Annotated in this window: 25 protein-coding genes; 13 read left to right on the top strand and 12 right to left on the bottom strand. The window is 42.8% G+C overall.

Annotated elements, in window-relative coordinates:
• Positions 1–735 carry a head GIN domain-containing protein gene (locus tag VR862_RS12300; protein WP_324721274.1) on the top strand — a complete coding sequence of 245 codons (735 nt, stop codon included), beginning with the start codon at positions 1–3 and terminating at the stop codon, positions 733–735.
• Between the two features lie 64 nt (positions 736–799).
• Here VR862_RS12300 and VR862_RS12295 read toward each other — a convergent pair whose 3' ends face one another.
• On the bottom strand, positions 800–2,140 hold the full coding sequence (locus tag VR862_RS12295) for an MFS transporter (protein WP_324721273.1): 1,341 nt from the start codon (positions 2,138–2,140) through the stop codon (positions 800–802).
• A 65-nt stretch (positions 2,141–2,205) separates the two neighbouring features.
• Positions 2,206–3,030 (bottom strand): M48 family metallopeptidase, encoded by an 825-nt coding sequence (locus VR862_RS12290; protein WP_324721272.1) that lies wholly within the window; start codon positions 3,028–3,030, stop codon positions 2,206–2,208.
• Between the two features lie 150 nt (positions 3,031–3,180).
• On the opposite strand from VR862_RS12290, the gene VR862_RS12285 reads away from it, so the two are divergent.
• From VR862_RS12285 to lpdA, 5 genes are all read left to right on the top strand, one after another.
• The gene (locus VR862_RS12285; RefSeq protein ID WP_324721271.1) at positions 3,181–4,050 is read left to right on the top strand and encodes an alpha/beta hydrolase; all 870 of its coding nucleotides are present in this window, start codon (positions 3,181–3,183) and stop codon (positions 4,048–4,050) included.
• A 27-nt stretch (positions 4,051–4,077) separates the two neighbouring features.
• Positions 4,078–4,554, top strand: coding sequence for a peptide-methionine (R)-S-oxide reductase MsrB (gene msrB / locus VR862_RS12280; RefSeq protein WP_324721270.1), 477 nt, complete (start codon positions 4,078–4,080; stop codon positions 4,552–4,554).
• A gap of 80 nt (positions 4,555–4,634) precedes the next feature.
• Positions 4,635–5,039, top strand: coding sequence for a peptide-methionine (R)-S-oxide reductase MsrB (gene msrB, locus VR862_RS12275; protein WP_324721269.1), 405 nt, complete (start codon positions 4,635–4,637; stop codon positions 5,037–5,039).
• 2 nt (positions 5,040–5,041) lie between these two features.
• Positions 5,042–5,539 (top strand): collagen-like protein, encoded by a 498-nt coding sequence (locus tag VR862_RS12270; protein WP_324721268.1) that lies wholly within the window; start codon positions 5,042–5,044, stop codon positions 5,537–5,539.
• A gap of 176 nt (positions 5,540–5,715) precedes the next feature.
• Positions 5,716–7,107 carry a dihydrolipoyl dehydrogenase gene (gene lpdA, locus VR862_RS12265; protein WP_324721267.1) on the top strand — a complete coding sequence of 464 codons (1,392 nt, stop codon included), beginning with the start codon at positions 5,716–5,718 and terminating at the stop codon, positions 7,105–7,107.
• A 390-nt stretch (positions 7,108–7,497) separates the two neighbouring features.
• Here the strand turns inward: lpdA and VR862_RS12260 are convergent, their stop codons facing one another.
• The 7 genes from VR862_RS12260 to VR862_RS12230 all read right to left on the bottom strand — a co-directional run bounded on the left by VR862_RS12260 (position 7,498) and on the right by VR862_RS12230 (position 13,436).
• Positions 7,498–8,973, bottom strand: coding sequence for an AAA family ATPase (locus tag VR862_RS12260; protein ID WP_324721266.1), 1,476 nt, complete (start codon positions 8,971–8,973; stop codon positions 7,498–7,500).
• 55 nt (positions 8,974–9,028) lie between these two features.
• The gene (locus VR862_RS12255) at positions 9,029–10,147 is read right to left on the bottom strand and encodes a vWA domain-containing protein (protein WP_324721265.1); all 1,119 of its coding nucleotides are present in this window, start codon (positions 10,145–10,147) and stop codon (positions 9,029–9,031) included.
• 110 nt (positions 10,148–10,257) lie between these two features.
• On the bottom strand, positions 10,258–10,983 hold the full coding sequence (locus VR862_RS12250; RefSeq protein WP_324721264.1) for a Dph6-related ATP pyrophosphatase: 726 nt from the start codon (positions 10,981–10,983) through the stop codon (positions 10,258–10,260).
• A 75-nt stretch (positions 10,984–11,058) separates the two neighbouring features.
• Positions 11,059–11,388 carry a hypothetical protein gene (locus VR862_RS12245; RefSeq protein WP_324721263.1) on the bottom strand — a complete coding sequence of 110 codons (330 nt, stop codon included), beginning with the start codon at positions 11,386–11,388 and terminating at the stop codon, positions 11,059–11,061.
• Between the two features lie 312 nt (positions 11,389–11,700).
• Positions 11,701–12,111, bottom strand: a complete 411-nt coding sequence (aroQ, locus tag VR862_RS12240; RefSeq protein ID WP_324721262.1) for a type II 3-dehydroquinate dehydratase — start codon at positions 12,109–12,111, stop codon at positions 11,701–11,703.
• Between the two features lie 78 nt (positions 12,112–12,189).
• Entirely contained in the window at positions 12,190–12,657 is a 468-nt protein-coding gene (locus VR862_RS12235; protein WP_324721261.1) for a hypothetical protein, read from the bottom strand.
• A 182-nt stretch (positions 12,658–12,839) separates the two neighbouring features.
• A complete protein-coding gene (locus tag VR862_RS12230; protein WP_324721260.1) occupies positions 12,840–13,436 on the bottom strand; it encodes a porin family protein in 597 nt (198 codons plus the stop codon).
• 111 nt (positions 13,437–13,547) lie between these two features.
• On the opposite strand from VR862_RS12230, the gene xerD reads away from it, so the two are divergent.
• The 4 genes from xerD to VR862_RS12210 all read left to right on the top strand — a co-directional run bounded on the left by xerD (position 13,548) and on the right by VR862_RS12210 (position 16,436).
• The gene (gene xerD, locus VR862_RS12225; RefSeq protein ID WP_324721259.1) at positions 13,548–14,444 is read left to right on the top strand and encodes a site-specific tyrosine recombinase XerD; all 897 of its coding nucleotides are present in this window, start codon (positions 13,548–13,550) and stop codon (positions 14,442–14,444) included.
• 174 nt (positions 14,445–14,618) lie between these two features.
• Positions 14,619–15,566: an aldo/keto reductase gene (locus tag VR862_RS12220; RefSeq protein WP_324721258.1), complete on the top strand. Its 948-nt coding sequence runs from the start codon at positions 14,619–14,621 to the stop codon at positions 15,564–15,566.
• The gene (locus tag VR862_RS12215; RefSeq protein ID WP_324721257.1) at positions 15,556–16,026 is read left to right on the top strand and encodes a hypothetical protein; all 471 of its coding nucleotides are present in this window, start codon (positions 15,556–15,558) and stop codon (positions 16,024–16,026) included. Before VR862_RS12220 ends, VR862_RS12215 begins: the two co-directional genes overlap by 11 nt.
• Before the next feature lie 110 nt (positions 16,027–16,136).
• Positions 16,137–16,436: an HPF/RaiA family ribosome-associated protein gene (locus VR862_RS12210; protein WP_324721256.1), complete on the top strand. Its 300-nt coding sequence runs from the start codon at positions 16,137–16,139 to the stop codon at positions 16,434–16,436.
• A gap of 118 nt (positions 16,437–16,554) precedes the next feature.
• On the opposite strand, the gene murA is transcribed toward VR862_RS12210, so the two are convergent.
• From murA to VR862_RS12195, 3 genes are all read right to left on the bottom strand, one after another.
• The gene (murA, locus tag VR862_RS12205; RefSeq protein ID WP_324721255.1) at positions 16,555–17,868 is read right to left on the bottom strand and encodes a UDP-N-acetylglucosamine 1-carboxyvinyltransferase; all 1,314 of its coding nucleotides are present in this window, start codon (positions 17,866–17,868) and stop codon (positions 16,555–16,557) included.
• A 14-nt stretch (positions 17,869–17,882) separates the two neighbouring features.
• Positions 17,883–18,518, bottom strand: a complete 636-nt coding sequence (locus tag VR862_RS12200; RefSeq protein WP_324721254.1) for a DUF4290 domain-containing protein — start codon at positions 18,516–18,518, stop codon at positions 17,883–17,885.
• A 103-nt stretch (positions 18,519–18,621) separates the two neighbouring features.
• A complete protein-coding gene (locus VR862_RS12195; RefSeq protein ID WP_324721253.1) occupies positions 18,622–18,915 on the bottom strand; it encodes a DUF493 family protein in 294 nt (97 codons plus the stop codon).
• An 82-nt stretch (positions 18,916–18,997) separates the two neighbouring features.
• Here VR862_RS12195 and VR862_RS12190 point away from each other — a divergent pair, with 82 nt between their 5' ends.
• From VR862_RS12190 to fmt, 3 genes are read left to right on the top strand one after another with little or no spacing between them, the layout of a single operon-like run.
• Complete coding sequence (locus tag VR862_RS12190; protein WP_324721252.1) at positions 18,998–19,534, top strand: AAA family ATPase; 537 nt, start codon at positions 18,998–19,000, stop codon at positions 19,532–19,534.
• A 13-nt stretch (positions 19,535–19,547) separates the two neighbouring features.
• Entirely contained in the window at positions 19,548–21,431 is a 1,884-nt protein-coding gene (locus tag VR862_RS12185; RefSeq protein WP_324721251.1) for a RecQ family ATP-dependent DNA helicase, read from the top strand.
• The gene (fmt, locus tag VR862_RS12180; protein ID WP_324721250.1) at positions 21,428–22,375 is read left to right on the top strand and encodes a methionyl-tRNA formyltransferase; all 948 of its coding nucleotides are present in this window, start codon (positions 21,428–21,430) and stop codon (positions 22,373–22,375) included. The genes VR862_RS12185 and fmt overlap by 4 nt, the downstream gene beginning before the upstream one ends.
• The last annotated feature ends 68 nt before the right edge of the window (positions 22,376–22,443 follow it).

Below are 22,443 nucleotides of genomic sequence, written 5' to 3'. Positions count from 1 at the left end.
ATGAAAAAATTCATTGCAACGTTATTCATTGGTCTCTTATGTATCACGACGACACAGGCACAATGGTGGCAGGGAACAAAAAAAGTGGACGGTAATAGCAAAATGGTGACCAACACAAGATCAGTTTCAGATTATAATTCGGTTGCTCTTACCGGTTCCATGGATGTGATCCTGGTAAAGGGCAGGGAAGGCAATTTAAAAGTTGAAGCTGAAGAAAATCTACAGCAACATATAATTACTGAAGTTAATGGCGGAAGCCTTAAAATTTCGGTTGAAAAAGGTTATTCTTTAAACCCATCCCGCAATCACGACATTACTATCACGGTTCCTTTCACCGATATTGAAGGAGTAAGTTTGACAGGATCTGGTGATATAAGATCGTCTGACGTGGTAAAAGCTGAAAACTTCAGAATTAACATCACAGGTTCAGGAAATGTAAGGCTTCCGCTCGAAGCCAGAAATACTTCAGCAAGCATCACAGGATCGGGAGACCTTGATCTTTCCGGAAGTTCTGTAGATTTTGATTGCAAAGTTACAGGTTCGGGGGATATAAGTGCATTCGACTTCAGGTGCAAGAATGTTTCAGCTATGGTTACCGGCTCTGGTGACATTCAGGTGCATGCATCTGAATCTCTTAAGGCAAGCACTCCGGGTTCCGGAGACATTGAATACCGCGGTAATCCCAAAAAAGAAGATTTCAGGACTATGGGATCCGGCTCCATTACTAAGAACTAAGAAGAACCAGATTACAGGCAGCGGCTTAAGGACCTCTCCCGAAAGGGTGTCAAAAATGAGGTTTTTAAGCCGCTTCTTTTTTCTGAAGTTTTCCGGTTCGGGGAACCTTCAGCAGGAGAAATACACCGATCATAAAGAAGGCCGTGAGAAATAAAACCGAGAACCTGATACTGCCAAAAACCTGGGTGACCATTCCGTATAAGACCATCCCTATCACAATACCTATCTTTTCTGAAACGTCATAAAAGCTGAAGTAGCTCGTGGTATCAAGAGTGCCTTCAGGAAGCATTTTTGAATAGGTAGAACGGGATAAAGTTTGGATCCCTCCCATCACCAGGCCAACAAACCCTGCGGCAATGTAGAACTGCATCGGCGTTTTGACAAAAAAGGCATAGATACAGATACCGATCCAAAGGATATTTACCAGGATAAGCGTCTGGATATTTCCAATTTTTGCTGAAAGTCTTGAAGTGATGGTCGCACCTGCCACGGCCACCAGCTGGATCAAAAGAATGCTCACTATTAAACCTGTAGTGGCATCCTGCCCGGTCCAGTTCACTTCTTCAATGCCAAAGTAAGTCGCGATGAGCATCACCGTCTGCACGGCCATACTATAAACAAAAAAGGCTGTGAGGTATTTCTTCAATTGTGGATTGTGTTTCAAGGAATTCCAGATAGTCTTTAGCTCCCGAAAACCATTAAAGAGAACGTTACGGGTGAGCTTTTCCTTTTTGTTACCCTTTGGGAGATAATAATAGGTGATCTGGCTAAAACCAATCCACCAGACTCCCGTGAGAATAAATGAAATTCTTGTAGGCATACCTTCATTTTCAAACCCAAACCATTCATAGTTGAGGATCATGAGAAGACATAAAACAAGCAGGATCACACTGCCAATATAGCCAAGAGAGAAGCCCTTTGCACTTACCTTGTCCTGTTGGTCGGGAAAGGCAATATCTGGCAAATAGGAATTGTAAAACACAAGACTTGCCCAGAACCCAACAAGAGCCAGGAAATAGCAGCCCAACCCAAACCAAAGATCCTCCAGGGAAAACCAGTAGAGCCCTATACAGGATAGGGCTCCCAGGTAACAAAAGAATTTGAGGAAGTTCTTTTTATTCCCCACATAATCTGCAATTCCCGATAGGAACGGACTCATTACTGCTACGGTTAAAAAGGCCAGGGCGGTCACATAGCTTATGAGGGAGTCATTATTAAAATCGATACCTAACAGCCGCACCGTGTCCTGCACTACCTCTCCTTCATCATTTTTCACTACCGTTAGGGCAGCGTAGAAGATTGGAAAGATAGTCGAGGCAATCACAAGACTGTAAACGGAGTTTGCCCAATCATAAAAGGCCCAGGCGGTGAGTAGTTTTTTACTTCCCTTTGGGAGTTGTTGCATACAGCAGAAAATTAAAGGAGCTGCCAAAATTGGCAGCTCCTAAAATACTGTTTTTTTGATACTATTTATTGAAAGGAAGTTACTCCATATTTACGTGCCTCGGCTTTTGCTTCGGGAGCCCATTTTTCAATGTTGTTGATCCTTGTCTGTGGATTTGGGTGAGTACTAAGAAATTCCGGTGGGGCCTGCCCTCCGCTTTCCTGTTGCATTCTTCTCCAAAGGTTTGCTGCCTCGGCTGGATCATAACCTGCCAATGCCATAAGGGTCAACCCAATCCTGTCGGCTTCACTTTCATGGCTTCGGCTAAATGGCAACATACCTCCCACAGTAGTTCCCAAACCATAAGCCTGTGCTATGATCTGTTGAGTGCTTTCACTGCGGCCGCCCACAGCAGCTCCAACCACTGCTCCACCAACCTGTTGTAACTGGGCAGCACTCATACGCTGTGCACCGTGATCGGCCACGGCATGCGCCACCTCATGGGCCATAATAGCTGCAACCCCGGTCTCGTTTTTAGCAATTGGCATTATACCTGTGTAAAAAGCAATTTTTCCACCCGGCATTGCCCATGCATTCACCTGGTCATCGTCTTTAATAAGTGAAAATTCCCATTCGTAACCTTCGAGGTAACCTTGATAACCGTTGGCATCCAGGAATCGTTCAGCTGCGACAGCTATCTTTCTTCCTACATTTTCGATCATTCTTGCTTCTGAAGTATTCCTAACCACTTCATTTTGAGCCAGGATCTCATCATACTGTTGAAAAGCAGCGGGAAAGATCTGGGAATTAGAAACAAAATTTAAGTTTCTTTCTCCGGTAAAAGGGTTGGTTTTACATCCTGCCATAAGGAGTAAAAAACTAACCACTATAGTAATTTGTCTAAGTTTCATAATAAACGATTTTTGTTAAAGTTACTAAATCGGCCCCGCTCCACTTGAAGCTTTAAATTAGGTTTAACAAAATACCTGCCACTTTTTAAAAGAGCCCAAAAGCTTCGTCCTAAAAGGATCTAGATTCGTAACTTGCGCCCTTTAACATCTATGACAAAACAAAAAAAAGACCAAACTCCGGTACAGCGATTACTGGTTCCTTCCTACATTCTTGCCATCGGAAAATTACTCACTGCCATTTCCCCGTTTTTGGCAAGCAGGTTTGCAGCCAAATTCTTTCTTACTCCGTTTTCCTATAAGCTTCCAAAGCGGGAGGAGAGAATGGATAAAGAGAGTAGGCAGGAGAAACTAATCCTTCCTCATTACCAGCGGGAAATTGTGGTTTACCATTACGGTAATTCTCCAAAAAAGATACTATTGGTCCATGGTTGGAGTGGCCGTGGTACCCAGTTGGCTGTTATGGCCGAAGAACTTCTCAAGGCCGGTTTAAGCGTCATAAGTTTTGATGCCCCTGCCCACGGAAAAGCTGCAGGAAAAATGAGCATGATGCCCCATTTTATAGAAGCCATTGAAGTAATTGAAAAAAGATACGGCCCGTTTGAAGCTGTTATTGGCCATTCCCTTGGCGGAATGTCATCCTTAAAAGCAGTTTCTGACGGACTCCCCGTAAAGAAACTGGTGATCATAGGCACAGCAAACAGCGTCACCCGAATCACCAGGGAATTTGCCCAGAATATGAAGATGAATGATAAGGTGGCGGCAAAGATGAAGGCATATTTCGACAAGAAATTTGGTGTAGACATGGATAGCCTCTCGGGTGCAGTCTCTGCTGAAGGGGTGAAGATCCCTACGCTGGTGGTACATGATGAGCATGATGTGGACGTGCATATAAGTTCGGCTTACGAGATTCATGAAAAGCTGGAAAATTCTGAACTTTTCATTACAGAAGGTCTTGGTCATCGACGTATTTTAGGGAATTCAAAAGTAATTAGTAAAATCATTGAATTCCTTTCGGTATAGTTCTTGATTCTCCTGTAAAAAAGAATCATGAAAAGACTTTTCCTATTATTTTTTCCTCTTCTCCTGCTTAGTTGTAACAGCTCTGCGCAGGATTCAAAAAAGGCAAAAATTTACCCTGTTTCTAAATCGGAAACCGAGTGGAAAGCTGCACTGAGTCCGGCCGATTTCCAGGTACTTCGCAAAAAAGGAACAGAAAGGGCGTATTCCAGTAAATTGAATCGGGTCGATCAACCCGGAACTTTTGTTTGTGCTGCCTGTGGAAACGAATTATACAGAACGGGGAATAAATTTGAAAGTGGAACCGGGTGGCCAAGTTTTGATCGTCCCATCGACGAAGCAAATGTCGATTACAAACCCGATGGTTATGCTGCATTAGAAGTGCTTTGCGCAAATTGCGGCGGACATTTAGGACACCGGTTCAACGACGGACCCCGTAATACCACCGGAAAAAGACATTGTATAAATGGAGTTGCTTTAGATTTTATACCGGCAGATGCAGAGTAGACAGGCTGTTCTAGTAAAGTTTACCAATAGTTTAAGACAACCTGCAAAGCCTATTTTCTATATTTAAAAAAAGAGCAAAAATGGTTAAGAAATATCCAGTAGAACGTTCAGAATCTGATTGGCGCAAGCAATTATCTGATGAACAATATCGCATCCTCCGGGAAAAAGGTACTGAAGCACCGCATTCGGGAAAGTATAATATGCACTTCCAGGAAGGAGAATATCACTGCGCTGCCTGTGGGGCCAAGATCTTTGAAAGTGACCATAAATTCAGAAGCAATTGTGGATGGCCAAGTTTTGATAACGCCATAGAAGGAGCTGTGGAATATGTGCAGGACAGGAGCTTTGGTATGATACGCACCGAGATCCTATGTTCAAACTGCGGTGGCCACCTTGGCCATGTTTTCGACGACGGTCCCACCGAAACCGGTCAGCGGTATTGCGTAAATTCGGCAAGTATAGAATTTGAATCTAAATCCCAATAATTATGAAAAAGATATCCTTATTATTCGCGTTTATAGCCTTTAGCCTTACCTCCTGCTCCAGTGATGAGCCGGGACCACAGGGACCTCCGGGAGAGCCGGGAATAAACATAGTCGGACAAACCTTTGAATTTGAAGACGTAGATTTTCAATATTTTGCCGATGGTAACTTTTATGCTACAGTTGTAGATATTCCTGCCGAGATTGAAATACTGGAATCAGATGCTGTGCTGGTATATCGTCGTGAAGTTATTAACGATACCGAAACCTGGAGTATGATCCCTCAAAACTACTTTTTGGAGGAGGGAATTATTCAGTATGTCTTTAATCATACCGCCGATGATATTGAGCTGCTTATAGATGGGAATTTCGATCTCTCCACTTTAGATGTTGCCTTTACACAAGACCAGTTCTTTAGGTTCGTTGTAGTTCCTTCAGATTTTGCAGTTGATACCGGAATAGATGTTTCAAATTATGAAGCAGTAATGCAGGCGATAGACTGAAATTTGTTTGGAATTAACAGAAAATTCCTTTTTCCGCTATGGAGAAAGGAATTTTTATTTTTAAACCTCTTAAAAAGTTGAATTCCCGCTGGATTTCCTGATTTCAATTCCTTTCTGTTTAAGGTTAATTTGCGTAAATTCGCTGTCTTAAATTCAGTTACATAAAATTCCGAATAATGAGTAAATACGACGTTATAGTTTTAGGAAGTGGTCCCGGAGGCTACGTGACTGCCATTCGTGCATCACAATTAGGTTTTAAGACCGCTGTTATAGAAAAAGAAAGCCTTGGTGGTGTATGTCTTAACTGGGGTTGTATCCCCACAAAGGCCCTTCTTAAAAGTGCGCAGGTTTTCGAATACCTCAACCATGCCGCTGACTATGGTTTAAAAGTGGATAAAGCTGAAAAAGATTTTGGCGCAGTGATCAAACGAAGCCGAAATGTTGCTGAAGGTATGAGCAAGGGAGTACAATTCCTTATGAAGAAGAACAAGATCGACGTGATCTATGGATTTGGAAAACTGAAGCAGGGAAAGAAAATTGAAGTTACAGATAAAGATAACAAGAAATCTGAATATTCTGCAGATCATATCATCATCGCTACAGGAGCCCGCTCAAGAGAGCTGCCAAACCTGCCACAGGACGGCAAGAAAGTAATTGGTTACCGCCAGGCGATGAGCCTTGAGAAGCAGCCCAAATCTATGATCGTAGTTGGATCGGGTGCTATTGGGGTGGAGTTTGCACACTTTTACAAAACAATGGGAACAGATGTTACTATTGTGGAATTTCTTCCAAACCTGGTGCCTCTTGAGGACGAAGAGATTTCGAAACAATTTGAACGCAGCTTTAAGAAAGCAGGGATCAAGGTGATGACCAGCTCCTCTGTAGAGAGTGTTGATACTTCCGGAGATGTTGTTAAAGCCAAAGTCAAGACGAAGAAAGGAGAAGAAACCCTGGAGGCTGAAGTTGTACTTTCGGCTGTTGGTATCAAATCCAATCTTGAGAACATCGGGCTTGAGGAATTGGGCATCAAAACCGATAAAGATAAGATCGTGGTGAGCCAGTACTACGAAACAAATGTGAAGGGGATCTATGCGATTGGAGATGTGGTTGCAGGACCTGCACTTGCCCACGTTGCTTCTGCGGAAGGGATCACCTGTGTAGAGAAGATCAAAGGAATGCATGTTGAGCCAATCGACTACGGCAATATTCCCGGATGTACCTATGCTACTCCTGAAATAGCTTCTGTTGGAATGACTGAAAAGCAAGCCAAAGAAGCAGGATATGAACTGAAGATCGGAAAGTTCCCGTTCTCAGCTTCCGGAAAAGCAAAAGCTGCCGGTACCCCTGACGGATTTGTAAAAGTGATCTTTGACGCAAAATACGGCGAATGGCTTGGCTGCCACATGATTGGTGCCGGCGTTACCGATATGATCGCTGAAGCTGTTCTTGGTCGTAAACTGGAAACCACAGGACATGAAGTGCTAAAAGCTATCCACCCTCACCCAACAATGAGTGAAGCCGTGATGGAAGCTGTAGCCGATGCCTACGGGGAGGTGATACACCTCTAATAGTATATTGTATATTGTATATTGTATATTCTATATTGTATATAGTCTATTGTATTTTGTAAGTCTCCATTTGGGGTCTGACAAAAACTCAAAAACCTCCGGAAATTTCCAGAGGTTTTTTTGATTTTTGGAATGTCCTTCCTGAAATTTGATTTTTCAAACTAATACTTTCTTATTCCCTTTGTTCCCAATATAACTGATCGCATACCTAATTTTTGCTATTCGGTATTTGGTATTTGGTATTTGGTGCTTGCGGCCTGGTGCTTGGTGCCTAATGCTTGGCGCTTGGCGCTTGGCGCCTGGTGCTTGGTGCTTGGTGCCTGGTCTTGGCGTTTGGCGCTTGGTGCTTGGTTTTTGGTGCTTGAATAAAAAATATTAAATCAATAGACCTTAATCATTATTCCTTAATCCTTCTATATAGCTTCCATACATATCCTTGAACTGCATACCTTCCGCAAACCTGAATTTGTTCAGCCTCTTGTATTCCACGAGTCCCCAAAGGATAAATTCCTTTAGAAAATAGCGGTCTTCTTTTGGCACTTTTGGCTGATATTTGGCGATAAGATTGTCAAGAGCAGGTATAGATTCCAATGCTTCCCGGTATTCTTTATCGCTTGTCTCATCCATTAATTCAAAACCGCTTTCGGCAAAGAACCATTCCACAATTTCAGCGTAAGGATCTTCGGCATCAGGCTTGGACAGTTTTTCAATCTTAGGGAACATGGTGGGGAAAAGTGTTTTCACAGCTTCCCCAATTAACTCCATAGCCACTGCCGCACTACCCTCCTGCTCTCCTTCGTATACGAGTTCAATTTTTCCGGTAATTGAAGGGATCACTCCAAGAAAATCTCCCAGCCTAAGAAGCGTCTTGTTTTCGCCATTTTTGACACCTCTCCTTTCAGCTGTACTCAACAGGTTTTCATAAGCAGTAATACTCAACCTGGCACTTATTCCGCTTCGGGAATCGATGTACTCATGATCTCGGGCTTCAAAACTTATTTGTTCCAGAAGATCTTTCGCCAGTTCGGGCACGTGGATCATCTCCTTTTGAACCGGGTCTAGTTTGGCTTCCTGCTGGGTAATTGTTCTCGCAGTTTTCACGGTCATAGGATAATGAGTCAAGATTTGTGAGCCTATCCGGTCTTTAAGCGGGGTGACTATGCTTCCCCGGTTGGTATAGTCTTCGGGATTGGCTGTAAATATGAACTGCATATCCAACGGAAGTCGCAGTTTGAATCCGCGGATCTGGATGTCTCCTTCCTGCAGAATATTGAACAGCGCCACCTGGATCCGTGCCTGTAGATCGGGCAACTCATTGATCACAAAAATACTCCTGTTGGCTCGCGGGATCATTCCGTAGTGAATTACCCTATCATCGGCATAACTCAGCTTTAGGTTTGCTGCTTTGATAGGATCCACGTCCCCTATAATATCGGCCACAGTAACATCTGGAGTCGCCAGCTTTTCAAAAAACCGATCGTTTCTATGCACCCAGGAAATAGGAGTGTCATCCCCTTTTTCTTGTAAAAGTTCTTTAGCATAGCGCGAAATGGGATGAAACGGATCATCATTAATCTCAGAACCTTCCACTACCGGGATCCACTCGTCGAGCAGGTTCACCATCATCCTTGCCAGCCTCGTCTTTGCCTGGCCGCGCAGCCCCAGGAAATTGATATTGTGCTTTGAAAGAATTGCCCGCTCCAATTCCGGGATCACGGTATTATCATATCCATGAATACCTTCAAAAGCAGATTCCTCATTCCTGATCTTCTTCAAAAGATTTTGACGCAATTCGTCCTTTATACTTTTACTTTTATAGCCAGATTCCTTTAGTGATCCAAAGGTAGTAAGCTCCTGAATTTCCATGTTTTTCCTTAAATTATTCGGTTCCAAAAAAAGGCTTTTTTGAGCCTCCTTTATTTTATCCTTTTATTCTTTTCTTCCTGTTGGTCTCATAGTCTTCAAAGATCATCTCTCCCAGACCTTTGAGGCCGGTGAAGAATGCTTTTCCCTGATTTGCCTGTGTAAATTCCCGTACAAATCGCTCCAAATATGGATCCTGGGCGATCATAAAGGTTGTAATGGGAATGTGAAGCTTTCGGGCCTGGCTGGCAGCATTGTAACATTTTTCAACTATATAAGGGTCCAGTCCTACACTGTTCTGATAATAATTGCCGTCGCGCTCCCTAATGCAACTCGGTTTCCCGTCGGTAATCATAAAGATCTGCTTATTGGTATTCCGTTTGCGGCGCAGCAGGTCCATCGCCAGCTCAAGACCTGCAACTGTATTGGTGTGATAAGGCCCTACCTGCAGGTACGGAAGGTCTCCAATAGAGATCCTCCACGCATCATTTCCAAAGACCAGGATGTCCAGAGTATCTTTTGGGTAACGGGTAGTGATAAGCTCTGCGAGGGCCATAGCTACCTTTTTCGCCGGGGTGATCCTGTCTTCCCCATACAAGATCATACTGTGGCTTATATCCATCATAAGCACCGTACTCATCTGGCTCTTGTGGTGTGTTTCTTCAACAACCAGATCATCTTCTGTCATCCGAAAATCATCGGCTCCATGCTGTATCTGGGCATTGCGAAGAGATTCTGTCATCGAGATCTTGTCGAGGGAATCCCCAAAATTATAACTTCGGAATTCTCCTGTATGCTCATCTCCCAAACCAATCTGTTTAGTGCTGTGGTTTCCGGAGCGGCTCTTGCGCAATTTTCCGAAGATCTGATTCAGCGCCTGCTGCCTTATCGCTCTTTCGGTCTTGGCGGTAATTGCAATCCCGCCACCACCTTCTATTTCTTCCCTTATGTAACCCTTTTTCCTGAGATCTTCTATAAAGTCATCAATTGTGTAGTCTTCATCGGTAAGCTTGTATTCCTGGTCCAGTTGCCGCAACCAGTCAATAGCCTCGTCAAAATCCCCTGAAGTATGGGTGATCAATTCCTTGAAGATCTCAAAGAGTTTGTCAAAAGGCGGAATATTTTCAGCCTCAAATCTTTTAAATACAAAACCTTTTCTCACATTATGCCTTTCCATGTTCCAATTTAGCTGTTAGGAATGAGATTGTGCAAGGGAGGGAAATAAAATTATGTTAATTAGAAATAGATTTTAGATATGAGATAGATATTCTAGGAATAATTGGAAGTCTAAAGTGGCAGCAGATCACAGTAGTAAAATCGGGTGTCCCAGCTCCCGGGTTCTTCTTTAAAACAATTGTCGTTCTGATCTGGAACGGATTCAAAAAATCGCTCTACAATTTCCCCTTTTTGGAAGGTAATGGGTTTAGAAAAAATAGGACCATCAAATACGAAGCTGTGAAATTCTCCATTTTCCCCTGCAGGATCAACATCTGCCGGAAGATCTTTGAGGAATTGGGTGTCAATTTCCCTTCCGCAGAAGGACTTGCTAAGCACTTTAGCATTTACACTCACAGTTATTGCTTTAAAACCGGCTACAAGAAAATCTTCCATTAACTTCCCTGTATGCATTTTCCAAAGCGGAAACAACGCTTGTAAACCGGCTTTTTGAAGCTGCTGCTCCCGATATTCCCTTAGATCCTCAAGAAAGATATCGCCGAAGATACTATGGCTAAAACCTTCAGCTTTGAGTTTGCCGGTCTCCTTTTCCATGATCTCATTATACTTGGACATGGAAACATTGCCATCCAAATTGATCTTTCGTATTGGAATATCTAAATTTTCTGCCTGTTGTTCGAGAAGCCGGGTCCTTAACCCGTGCATGAAAACCCGGTCTATTTTAGAATTGATCGTGGTGACCAGAGAATGCACTTCATACTCCTTCTGCTGTTGCAAAAGATGTAATGCATAGGCAGCATCCTTACCTGAACTCCAGTTTAAAAAAGATTTTTTCATCTTCCGAAGGTAACTAAAAAGCAAAAAAAAAGCGGAAACCAATGTTCCCGCCTAATTACATATTCCAAAAATTGCTTAAAGTCCAAATTCGACACCTGCATTCACAGAAGAAACTGTTCCTCCATCCATGCTGAAGCCTTCGTAAGATCCAACTATTCCTATTCCAAGAAAGTCAAACCCAAGTTTAGGACGGTAAAAAAACCCACCATCGTTACCATCATTTACTCCTATCCCGTAACCAAGATCCAATCCTACGAAGACAGCGTCACCCAATGATGCACGCCCTGTAACGGCTACTGGCAAGAATTGAGCATCATCTATATCTACTTCGATTCCCATCGACTCCATGGATTCTCCAAAGTAATGAGAGTAACCAACTAATCCTCCAAATTGAAATACCCCCATAGTATTGAACATATAAGACACATCCGCTCCTATATCAAAATTATGACTGTCTGAGACATCCCCCACTGGAACACCTGCATGTACACCAAATACAAAGTTTTGGGCATTAGAGGTTGTGAGACCCATTGAAATTAAAACCACAGAAACAATTAGTAATTTTTTCATAATCAAAAGTTTAGGTTGTTAATAAACTAAAGTTAAAGAAATTATTTTACTAAAATTAACATTGGCGGATTAATCGGATAAATATATCCGTATTAACGGTAAACTGCATATAAACTTTTGAAAAAGAGGAAAAAAAGTACTTCGGAATTAAAAGCTTTTGATTGCCAGCTCATAACCCCGCAACCCGAATCCTATGATAATTCCCTTTGCATAAGGTGCGATAAAAGAGTTGTGCCGAAATTCTTCCCGGGCGGTCACATTGGAGATATGGACCTCTACAACAGGTGTAGCAATCGCTTTAACAGCATCCCCTATTCCTACAGAAGTGTGAGTGTAAGCAGCTGCATTGAGTACAATTCCGTCAAAGGCCTCTTCTGCAGCCTGCAGCCGGTCAATAATTTCACCTTCAATGTTGGACTGGTAATACTCCAGTTCTACCTCCGGGAACTTTTCTTGGAGCTGATCGAAATAGCTTTCAAAGTTTTGGCTGCCATAAGTTCCCGGTTCCCTTTTCCCGAGCAGATTGAGATTAGGGCCGTTAATGATCAATATTTTCATGAAGTAAATGTAAAAAATAAAAAAACGGAAACCGAAGTTTCCGTTCTACACATCTTTATTCTTCTCAGGGAATTCGTATCAAAGCCTGAATTCAAGGCCGAGATTCACTGAAGAAAGGCTGTCACCGTCATTACTGAATCCTGTATAAGAGCCAATTAAGCCGAGACCGAAAAGACTGAATCCTACCTTTGGGCGATAATAGAATCCACCATCAAGATCATCAGAAATTCCTAATCCGTAGCCAAGATCGAGGCCCAATTCAAGTCCGGCCAGGCCGAAGCGTGCAGTAGCCGCAATAGGAAGAAACTGAAAATCATCGACACCCTCTTCCCCAAAGAAATGACTATATCCTACCATGGGGCCGACCTGGAAGATATCTCCAAAGCCCATAAGATATGCGACATCGGCACCGGCATTGAAGCTGGAATAATCTGCAGCATCTCCTACAGGAACACCTGCGTTAATGCCCAGTCTAAGATCTCCCTGTGCGTAAGTAGAAGTTACTCCGCCGACCAGGAAAATAATTAAGAGTAGTAATTTTTTCATGATTGAGTTGTTTTAGTGTTATCTATCACTAAATTAGACATTTACATAGTACGGTTGTCGGGAACCGGAAACTTTATTGTAGTCTAAATTTTACATACATTAGTTTATTCAGCTCAATTTTGAAAAATTGAAGCAAAAAAAAAGAGCAGTAAAAACTGCCCTTTTTAAATGTTTAGTATGACCTAAAATAATAATCCTACCCCTGCTTGAATTACCGAGTTCTTCGCGTCAATCTCGAACGCGTCGGTTTCATAAATATCGGTCATGCCGGCATTATATCTTCCATAGATGAAGAACTTGTTGAATTTGAACGATGCTCCCAATCCTAAACTCAGGTCAAAATTGTTGTAGTTATCATCATCCAGGGTGATGCTTCCGTCTCCACTGTCAATTTCGTTCTTGACTAGAAATCCGAATTGAGGTCCAGCCTCAAGACTAAATCCATTCACCACATAAAACTTAGCTAAAACCGGAACAGTCACATAATCCAGTTGGAATTCTATATCCTCTGCGTTATCTAATTCGGTGATATCATAACCCTGTGCAGAATAAAGAACTTCCGGCTGAAGAGAAAACCTGTCAGACAGTGGGATTTCAGCCAATAACCCCAGGTGGTATGCTGTACGGGCTTTAGATTCTTCATCAAAATCTGAGAATCCGTCTCCCGAAAAAGTGGAGAAGTTCAAACCTCCTTTAGCTCCAAAATAAACGTATTCCTGTGCAGCTACAAAAGTGGTACTCATGATCATTGCTGCGATAAATAAAATTGACTTTTTCATAATGCTATGTTTTAAAAGTTGCGACAAATGTAGGAGGCATAGTGTTAAGAAAATTCTCACATTGTATTAAATTAGTGGTAAAACCTGCCGTTATCCTGCTATCTTTAGGCTGTGAACTGGAAGAATTCTATAAAAGATTACAGGGATTACCTCAAGATCGAAAGAGGATTGGCGGCCAACACCATAGAGAATTATTCTCTTGATGTGGAGAAGCTGGCAAATTGGCTGGAGACCAACGAAATCAAGGCCTCCCCTCTTTCCATTTCTGAAGAGGAAGTTCAACAATTCATCTACGATCTCGCAAAGAAAGTCAATGCGCGCTCCCAGTCACGGATCATTTCGGGATTACGCGGATTCTTCAACTACCTGGTTTTTGAAGATTACCGAAAGACAAATCCGTTGGAGCTCATTGATTCTCCAAAAATTGGCCGAAAACTTCCTGATACTCTTTCTACTTCTGAAATTGATGCGCTCATTGGGGCAATAGACCTCAGTAAACCTGAAGGAGAAAGGAACCGGGCAATTCTTGAGACGCTGTACAGCTGTGGATTGCGCGTATCGGAATTGGTAGACTTGAGACTTAGTGATCTTTTCTTCCAGGAAGGATTTATAAAAGTAACAGGAAAGGGAAGCAAGTCGAGATTTGTACCCATTGCCGATACAACTCAAAAATATATTGAACTTTACAAAGAACATGTAAGGATACATCAGGATATTCAAAAAGGGCACGAGGATACGCTCTTTTTAAACAGGAGAGGTAAAAAACTTACCCGAGCCATGATCTTTACAATCATCAGGCAACTGGCGGCCGCCATAGGGTTGAAGAAAAAGATAAGTCCGCATACCTTCAGGCATTCATTTGCCACGCACCTGCTGGAAAATGGTGCCGACCTTCGGGCGATCCAGCAAATGCTCGGCCATGAAAGTATTACCACCACAGAAATCTATGTTCACCTCGATCGCTCCCACCTTAGAAAGGTAATGGAAGATTTCCACCCGAGACGTTGAATTAATTCAAGATTCAAAATTCAGGATTCGAAATTTAAACATAAGTATTGCCGGAAATTGGCATCTCAAATATCGTGCTTGAAATTGTGATATTAAAGTTCTGCTAAAGCTTCTCTATTGCTTTGGGAACCGTTTATTAGTGCGTAATTTAAGATTACAAATTCTAATCTAATTATGGAAACTTTAAAATTCAAGAACGGAGATAAAATGCCGGCCATAGGCCTGGGAACCTGGAAATCGGGCAAAGGAGAAGTCGGAGAAGCTGTGAAGATCGCCCTTAACAATGGCTATCGCCATGTAGATTGTGCATCTACTTATGGCAACGAAGCAGAAATCGGAGAAGCGTTCTCTGCTGTCTTTTCAGAAGGAAAGGTAAAAAGAGAAGATGTATGGGTGACTTCCAAATTGTGGAACGACTCTCACGAAAAGGAACATGTCCTTCCGGCCCTGAAACAGACGCTTAAAGATCTCCAGCTGGATTACCTGGACCTTTACCTTATCCACTGGCCTGTTGCTTTTAAACACGGAGTTTCCTTTCCATCAAATGATGACGACTACTTGTCGCTTGAGGAAGTACCGATCATAGAAACATGGAATGTTATGGTCGAAGCAAAAAAACAGGGCCTTGTAAGGCATATCGGAGTATCGAACTTCAGCAGTAAAAAACTGAATGACCTAATGTCCAAGACCAGCGAAATACCCGAAATGAATCAGGTAGAACTGCATCCTTTCCTACCGCAACCCGAGCTACTTCAATTCTGTAAAGAGAACGATATTCATTGTACAGCATATTCGCCGTTGGGAAGTGGTGATCGAAGTGCGCAAATGAAAGCAGATGACGAGCCTTCCTTAATGGAAGAACCCGCTATAAAGGAAATTGCCGAAAAACATGATGCATCCCCTGCACAAGTGCTCATAAAGTGGGCAGTTGCTCGAGGTACTGCGGTCATTCCTAAATCAACCACAAAGGAACATATCATCTCTAACCTGGAAAGCGAAAAACTCCCTCTGGACGAGGAGGATCTTAAGAAGATCGCGAACATTGAAAGGGAGTACAGATATGTGACAGGAGAATTCTTTGTTACCCCCGGTAATCCATATAACAACATTTATGACCTCTAGAATACACTTTCCAAAAATGCCATTTTTGGGGCTCCTTCTCATAGCAACTTTTGGTTGCCAAAACGAGCAGCGGGAATTACAGGAGATGGAAGCTGTAGTGGATTCATTAACCGGAATTGTGGAAGTACAACAACGGCGGAATGACTCCCTGGAACAGATCTCTCAAAACATTGCTTCACCCGGTTTCCCTGTCTACTTCAAAAAAGAATTTGACACTATTAATGATCCTAAGGCGTACATCATAAATGCACTGCAACAGCAAAGGGAAAAGATCCCTATCGATGCTGTGCTGGGCGGTAACATGGAATACAGACAGATAGAGATCCTTACGGAAGATTGGGTAATGGCAGTCTATGATGACGGGCATATTCAGGGAAAAAGTATTTATGAATATGAACTTCAGCCAAACGGCGAGGTGATCTTTACTGAAGTTGTTTCCAGGTTACCAGAGGACAGGTAGAACCGTGGAAAAATGGCATTAGGAACAACGTTATAGTTTTGATAAACTAAGGGAAATCCGCAGCAAATTTGGTATATTCCGGTAGAATAAATGATAAAATTTAGATGACTATGAAGACAAACGTTCAATTTGTACACACAGATTCAAAAATGTCGGCTGAGCAGCTAGTTCAAAGGAAGTTAGACAAACTTGAAAATAAATATGACTGGATCATTTCTGCAGATGTAATGTTCAGGGAAGAGAAATCTACAAATGGAAATGGAAAGACCTGCGCGATCGAACTAAGCCTGCCAGGCCCAAAGATCCACGCTTCCTCTAATTCAGACAGCTTTGAAGCCGCCGCTGCCGAAACTGTGAAAGATATTGAGAAACAATTAAAGAAACGTAAGGCCGAAATGCAAAGCCACTAATAAGGACTAAGGTCTAAGGAATAAGTATTAAAGAAAAGGGCTGTCGAAAAAAATTTTCGGCAGCCCTTTTTAATTAGTGACTATTCTTGGCTCTTGATTCTTGGCTCTTGATTCTTTTTTACGCTACTCTCGTAATTTTCGCTCCTATAGCACGTAAACGTTCATCAATGTTCTCGTATCCCCGATCAATTTGCTCGATGTTGTGGATCACAGAAGTTCCCTTAGCCGAGAGTGCGGCGATCAATAGTGAAATTCCCGCTCTAATATCGGGAGAAACCATTGTGGTTGCCTTAAGTTGAGAAGTAAAATTATGACCTATAACAGTCGCCCGGTGCGGATCACACAAAATGATCTTTGCTCCCATGTCTATTAATTTATCCACAAAGAATAACCGGCTTTCAAACATCTTCTGGTGGATGAGCACATCTCCCTTTGCCTGGGTTGCTACTACCAGCATGATGCTCAAAAGATCTGGCGTGAATCCCGGCCAGGGGGCATCGCTTATGCTCATGATAGAACCATCAATAAAGCTTTGCACCTCATATCCATTGATATGGGCAGGAATGTAAATATCATCTCCCCTTTTCTCCAGCTGAATTCCCAATTTCTTGAAGGTGGCAGGGATCAAACCTAAATGTTCCCAACCTACATTTTTAATTGTGATCTCACTCTTGGTCATGGCAGCAAGGCCTATCCAGGAGCCAATCTCAATCATATCGGGAAGAACAGTGTGAGTACAACCTCCCAGGGAATCCACACCTTCGATCTCGAGAAGGTTCGATCCTACCCCGCTTATCTTTGCACCCATGCTGTTAAGCATGTTACACAACTGCTGCAGGTAAGGTTCACAGGCTGCGTTGTAGATAGTGGTCTTACCTTTAGCCAGTACAGCGGCCATTACAATATTTGCAGTTCCCGTCACCGAAGCTTCCTCAAGCAGCATGTATGTCCCCTTAAGGCCATTTGGTGCCTCCACTCCATAGAAGCGCTCTTCTTTGTTGTAACGAAAGTCTGCACCCAGTTTAATGAATCCTTCAAAGTGGGTATCTAATCTCCTTCGGCCTATCTTGTCACCGCCGGGCCTTGGGATATAACCATGACCAAATCTTGCAAGCATTGGTCCCACGATCATGATCGATCCCCGCAGGCCACTGCCCTCTTCCTTGAATTTTTCACTTTTAAGATAGTTCAGGTCAAGGTTATCGGCTTGAAAAATGTAAGTGCCTTTTTTAATTTTTTCCACCTTTACTCCTAATTGCTTGAGCAGGTGAATAAGCTTATTGACATCGAGGATGTCTGGAATATTGTGAATAGTAACTTTTTCGGGAGTCAATAAAACGGCGCAAAGAATCTGCAGGGCTTCATTTTTTGCTCCCTGGGGTTGGATCTCCCCTTTTAAAGCATGCCCTCCCTCAATTTGAAAAGTTCCCATAAAGTGATTTAAATTTAGTGACGTTTACGGCTGCGAGGCCTGTTCTTTTTTGTAGGCTTTTTGGAAGCAAATTTCTTGTTGCTCCTCAAGAGGTCTGAAGCTTCGCTTAGATCTTCATCTGTATGCTTCAGGTTGATCTTTCCGCCACTTAATTCTCTTAAGTGTTCGAAGATCACTTTATCATCTACAGAATCCTTGTTCCAGCTTAGGTAAGACTTCTTCATGTGATTGGCTATCGTGAAAACAAGGCCTTCCTTTTCGGGACCTTCCTCATATTTATTAGCCTCATCGATCATGCGCTTTATATTATTTCCGTAGAAACGATACTTCGGAAAGTTCTGAGGATAGGTCATACGCTCCGGTCTTTCCTCCAGCATTTCCCGGGACGGCTTAGGAAAAGGACTTTCCACATCCAGTTTGAAATCACTAATGATGAACAATTGATCCCAAAGTTTATGCTGAAAATCGGGCACATCTCTCAGGTGTGGATTGAGATTTCCCATAACTGAAATAATGGCCTTAGCCACGCGGTTGCGTTCATTATCATCCTCAATCTCAACGGCGTGTTCCACCATTTTCTGAATATGTCTTCCATATTCTGGAATGATAAGTTTACTCCTTTCGGAGTTATATTCTAATTCGTTTGTCAAAATGATAATATTAGATGATAATTTACTGCAGAAGTTTATCGACTGCAAATTAAAAAAATAAATTCAGGAAAAAAGGAGAACTATCAATTTATGAGGCAAACCTTTACAGGGAGATAACACCATCAATTTTTTGTCCCACTTCTTTATATTTTTCTATCACCTCATCTGGATCTTGCATCCGTACGTTCACCGAAACACTTGTATAATTTCCCTTTTTTGACTGCTTTGTATTTATCACAGCACCAAGGTTGTCAAAAATGAGTTCAATGCCTTTGATCTTTTCAGGATCTGTAGGAACTATAAATTTGAAGAGGTAAATAGCAGGCCAGCTGGTAGTATCCAGCAATTGTGATTTTAATTTGCGATAGAATTCTTCGGGATCTTTTGCTTCGCTCATAATGATCTTACTTCATAATTCCTGCAAAGATACATTTTAGAATCCATTTTTTAAATCGGAAGCAAATCCCGAAATTTGCCGGGTGAAAACCAGGAAGATCGTTATTACGGGTGGGCCGGGCACCGGGAAGACCTCTGTTATTGAGGCTTTAGAACATCATGGCTATTTTTGTTTCCATGAGGTTTCCCGGGAGATCATTAGAGAAGCGCAAAAAAAAGGAATTGACCAGTTGTTCTTAAAAGACCCTCTGCTCTTTAGCGAAATGTTACTTGAAGGCAGGATAAGGCAGCATAAGGATGCCGAAAAAATGACTACCGACCTTGTTTTTCTGGACCGCGGAGTGCCCGATGTAGTTGCCTATATGAACTACTTTGGCAATGACTATCCTCCTGTTTTTAATAGGGTATGCCGCGAATACCTGTATGAAAAGGTATTTATCCTACCTCCCTGGAAACAGATCTATACCGAAGATAATGAACGCTATGAAAGCTATGAGCAAGCCGTGGAGATCCACGATGAACTTGCCCGCAGCTATGCTTTCCATGGATACGACGCTATTGAAGTCCCGCAGGGCACTGTAGCCGAACGTACCTCCTTTATCCTGGACCACCTTGGCTAGCCCGGAAGAAATATTGAAGCAGTACTGGGGCTATGACACCTTTAGGCCACTGCAAAAAGATATCATCAAAAGCTTACTGGAGAAGAAAGATGTGATCGCCCTGTTGCCAACAGGTGGTGGAAAATCATTGTGCTTTCAGGTGCCTTCGCTCATGCAGCCGGGCATCTGTATTGTAATTTCTCCCCTGGTGGCCCTGATGGAAGACCAGGTAAAGGCATTGCAGGCAAAAAGCATCAAAGCCATGGCCCTGACCGGCGGAATTCCTTTTAGGGAGGTAGACACCATGCTGGACAATTGCATCTATGGCAACTACAAGTTCCTCTATCTTTCACCAGAAAGGCTTCAGCAGGAACTGGTACAGGAGCGTATAAAACAAATGCAGGTGAACCTCATCGCCGTAGATGAAGCTCACTGTATTTCCCAGTGGGGACATGACTTCAGGCCGGCCTACAGGGACATCTCCCTTTTGAGACAGCTCAAACCTGAAGCTAATATAGTAGGACTTACTGCGACTGCAACACTTCCGGTAGTAAAAGACATAGTGCAGCAACTGGAGTTAAGGGAAGCAAAAGTACTTCAGAAATCCTTCCGCAGAGAAAACCTTGCTTATTTAGTGCGGCAGGCGGAAGACAAGAATTATTATTTGGAGCAACTGCTCAAAGAACACGAGGAAGCTGCCATTATTTACGTACGTACCCGAAAGGCCACTATTGAACTGGAGCAATTCCTTGTCAAAAAAGGCATTTCTGCCACCTCTTTTCACGGCGGACTCACCAAAGCTGAAAAGTCCTCGAGGCTGGACAAATGGCTCAAGGAAGAAAAGCGGGTCATGGTAGCGACAAGTGCTTTTGGAATGGGAATAGATAAGGCAAATGTTCGTGCAGTAATTCACATGAACCTGCCGGAAAGCCTTGAAAGCTATTTTCAGGAAGCCGGAAGGGCGGGCAGGGATGGAAAACCTGCAAAGGCTGTAGTGCTTACCAACAAAAGTGATATTCCGCTACTAAAAAATCAATTTTTAGCGACTCTTCCCGGAGTAGATATGGTGCGGCTCGTGTACCGTAAGCTCAATACCTACTTCAGGATCGCTTATGGGGAAGGACAGGGTGAAGAAGAACACTTCAACTTCAACCAGTTCTGTCAAAAGTACGAGCTTAATCCTTTATTGGCTTACAATACCATGTTGTTGCTTGACAGAGCCAGCGTTCTCAATTTGTCGGAACAGTTTCAAAAGAAGACCCGCATCCAGTTTTTATCTTCGGGGAAACAGGTCAATTGGTACCTGGAGGCAAATCCTCAGTTCGACCCTGTGGTAAAAGCCATTTTACGCACCTATGGCGGGGCCTTTGATGGCATGGTCGAGATAAATCCCGAGATTATTGCAGCTAAAGCCGGAACTACATCCCGGGAGGCTGTACGGCTTTTACAGCAGTTGCAAAAGGAAGGTATTGTGGAATTTGAACACGATCAACACGATACCAGGATTACATTTTTAGTTCCCAGGGAGGATGACATTACAATAAATCCTTTGGTTCCTTATATTAAGCTTCAGGAGAAAATTAAAAGGGAAAAAATCGAGCAGGTCCTGGCTTATGTTGAAAATGACCGCCAATGTAAAAGTGAGCAATTGTTGCGTTATTTCGGAGAAAAGGAAACAGAACCCTGCGGGGTTTGTTCTGTTTGCCAATCTTCGGTCACGAGACTGGACCGGGAGGGAATGAAAAAAATATACTATGCAATAATAGCATTGCTGGAGGAACGGGAATTCACTTCCAGGGAAATGACCCAAGAATTACCTTTTCCGGAAGACCATATCCTAAAGGTACTGGATTTACTTGTCGAAAAAGGAGCTTTGGCCACCACTTCTGCTAACAGATATAAATTGAAACATTTATGAGAGATCTTAGAATAGTATTTATGGGAACGCCCGATTTTGCGGTGGAAACATTAAAAATCATCGTGGAAGCCGGTTATAAGGTTGTGGGAGTCATCACTGCGCCGGACAGGCCTGCAGGCAGGGGCAGAAAATTACAGCAGTCTGCTGTAAAGCAGTATGCAATAAAAAAGGGCCTCAAGGTCCTACAGCCCGTAAATCTAAAAGCCGAAGATTTTTTGGAAGAGCTAAGATCTTTGGAAGCAAACCTGCAGGTAGTTGTTGCCTTCAGGATGTTACCGAGAGTGGTGTGGGAAATGCCGCAATATGGCACCTTTAACCTTCACGCTTCACTCCTGCCCCAGTACCGGGGAGCAGCACCTATAAACTGGGCTATTATTAACGGAGAAACGCAAACAGGAGTTTCGACCTTTTTTATCGACGATAAAATTGACACCGGAGAAATGATCATGCAGGAAAAGGTGAGTATTTCAGAAACAGAAAGCGCAGGAGAACTGCATGACAAACTTATGACTACAGGTGCCAACCTTGTGCTAAAAACAATTGAGGCTCTTCAAAAGGGGCCGGTACCAACCACTTCTCAAAAAGATGCAGCCCACTTACGCTTTGCTTATAAACTTACGCGTGAAAATACCAGGATTGATTGGAATCAACCTTTAGAGAATATTTTTAATCTCGTACGCGGCCTTAGCCCCTATCCTGCCGCCTGGACAACTTTGAAGAATGGCAATGATGAAGTAATGCTGAAGGTCTACAAAAGTGAACCTGAAAAGGCAGAACACTCCTACCCTATTGGAGAAATTGTGCAGGAGGGGAAGAAAGTTAAAGTGGCAGTTAAAAACGGATTTTTGGAGCTGAAGGAAATTCAATTACCCGGAAAGAGAAAAATGAGTATGAAAGATCTTTTGAACGGCTACGAATTCTTTCCAAACGCAAAAGTTGCCTGAAGCCTTATGAATGCTGATATGAGCGCATTTTCATAAAAATCAACAAAGGTTATCAACAATTTGTCGAA

Source organism: Salinimicrobium aquimaris, from assembly GCF_035607535.1.
Classification (GTDB): Bacteria; Bacteroidota; Bacteroidia; order Flavobacteriales; family Flavobacteriaceae; genus Salinimicrobium.
Note: the sequence above shows the minus strand (reverse complement) of the source record. Positions and strands in the feature narration are given on the sequence as shown.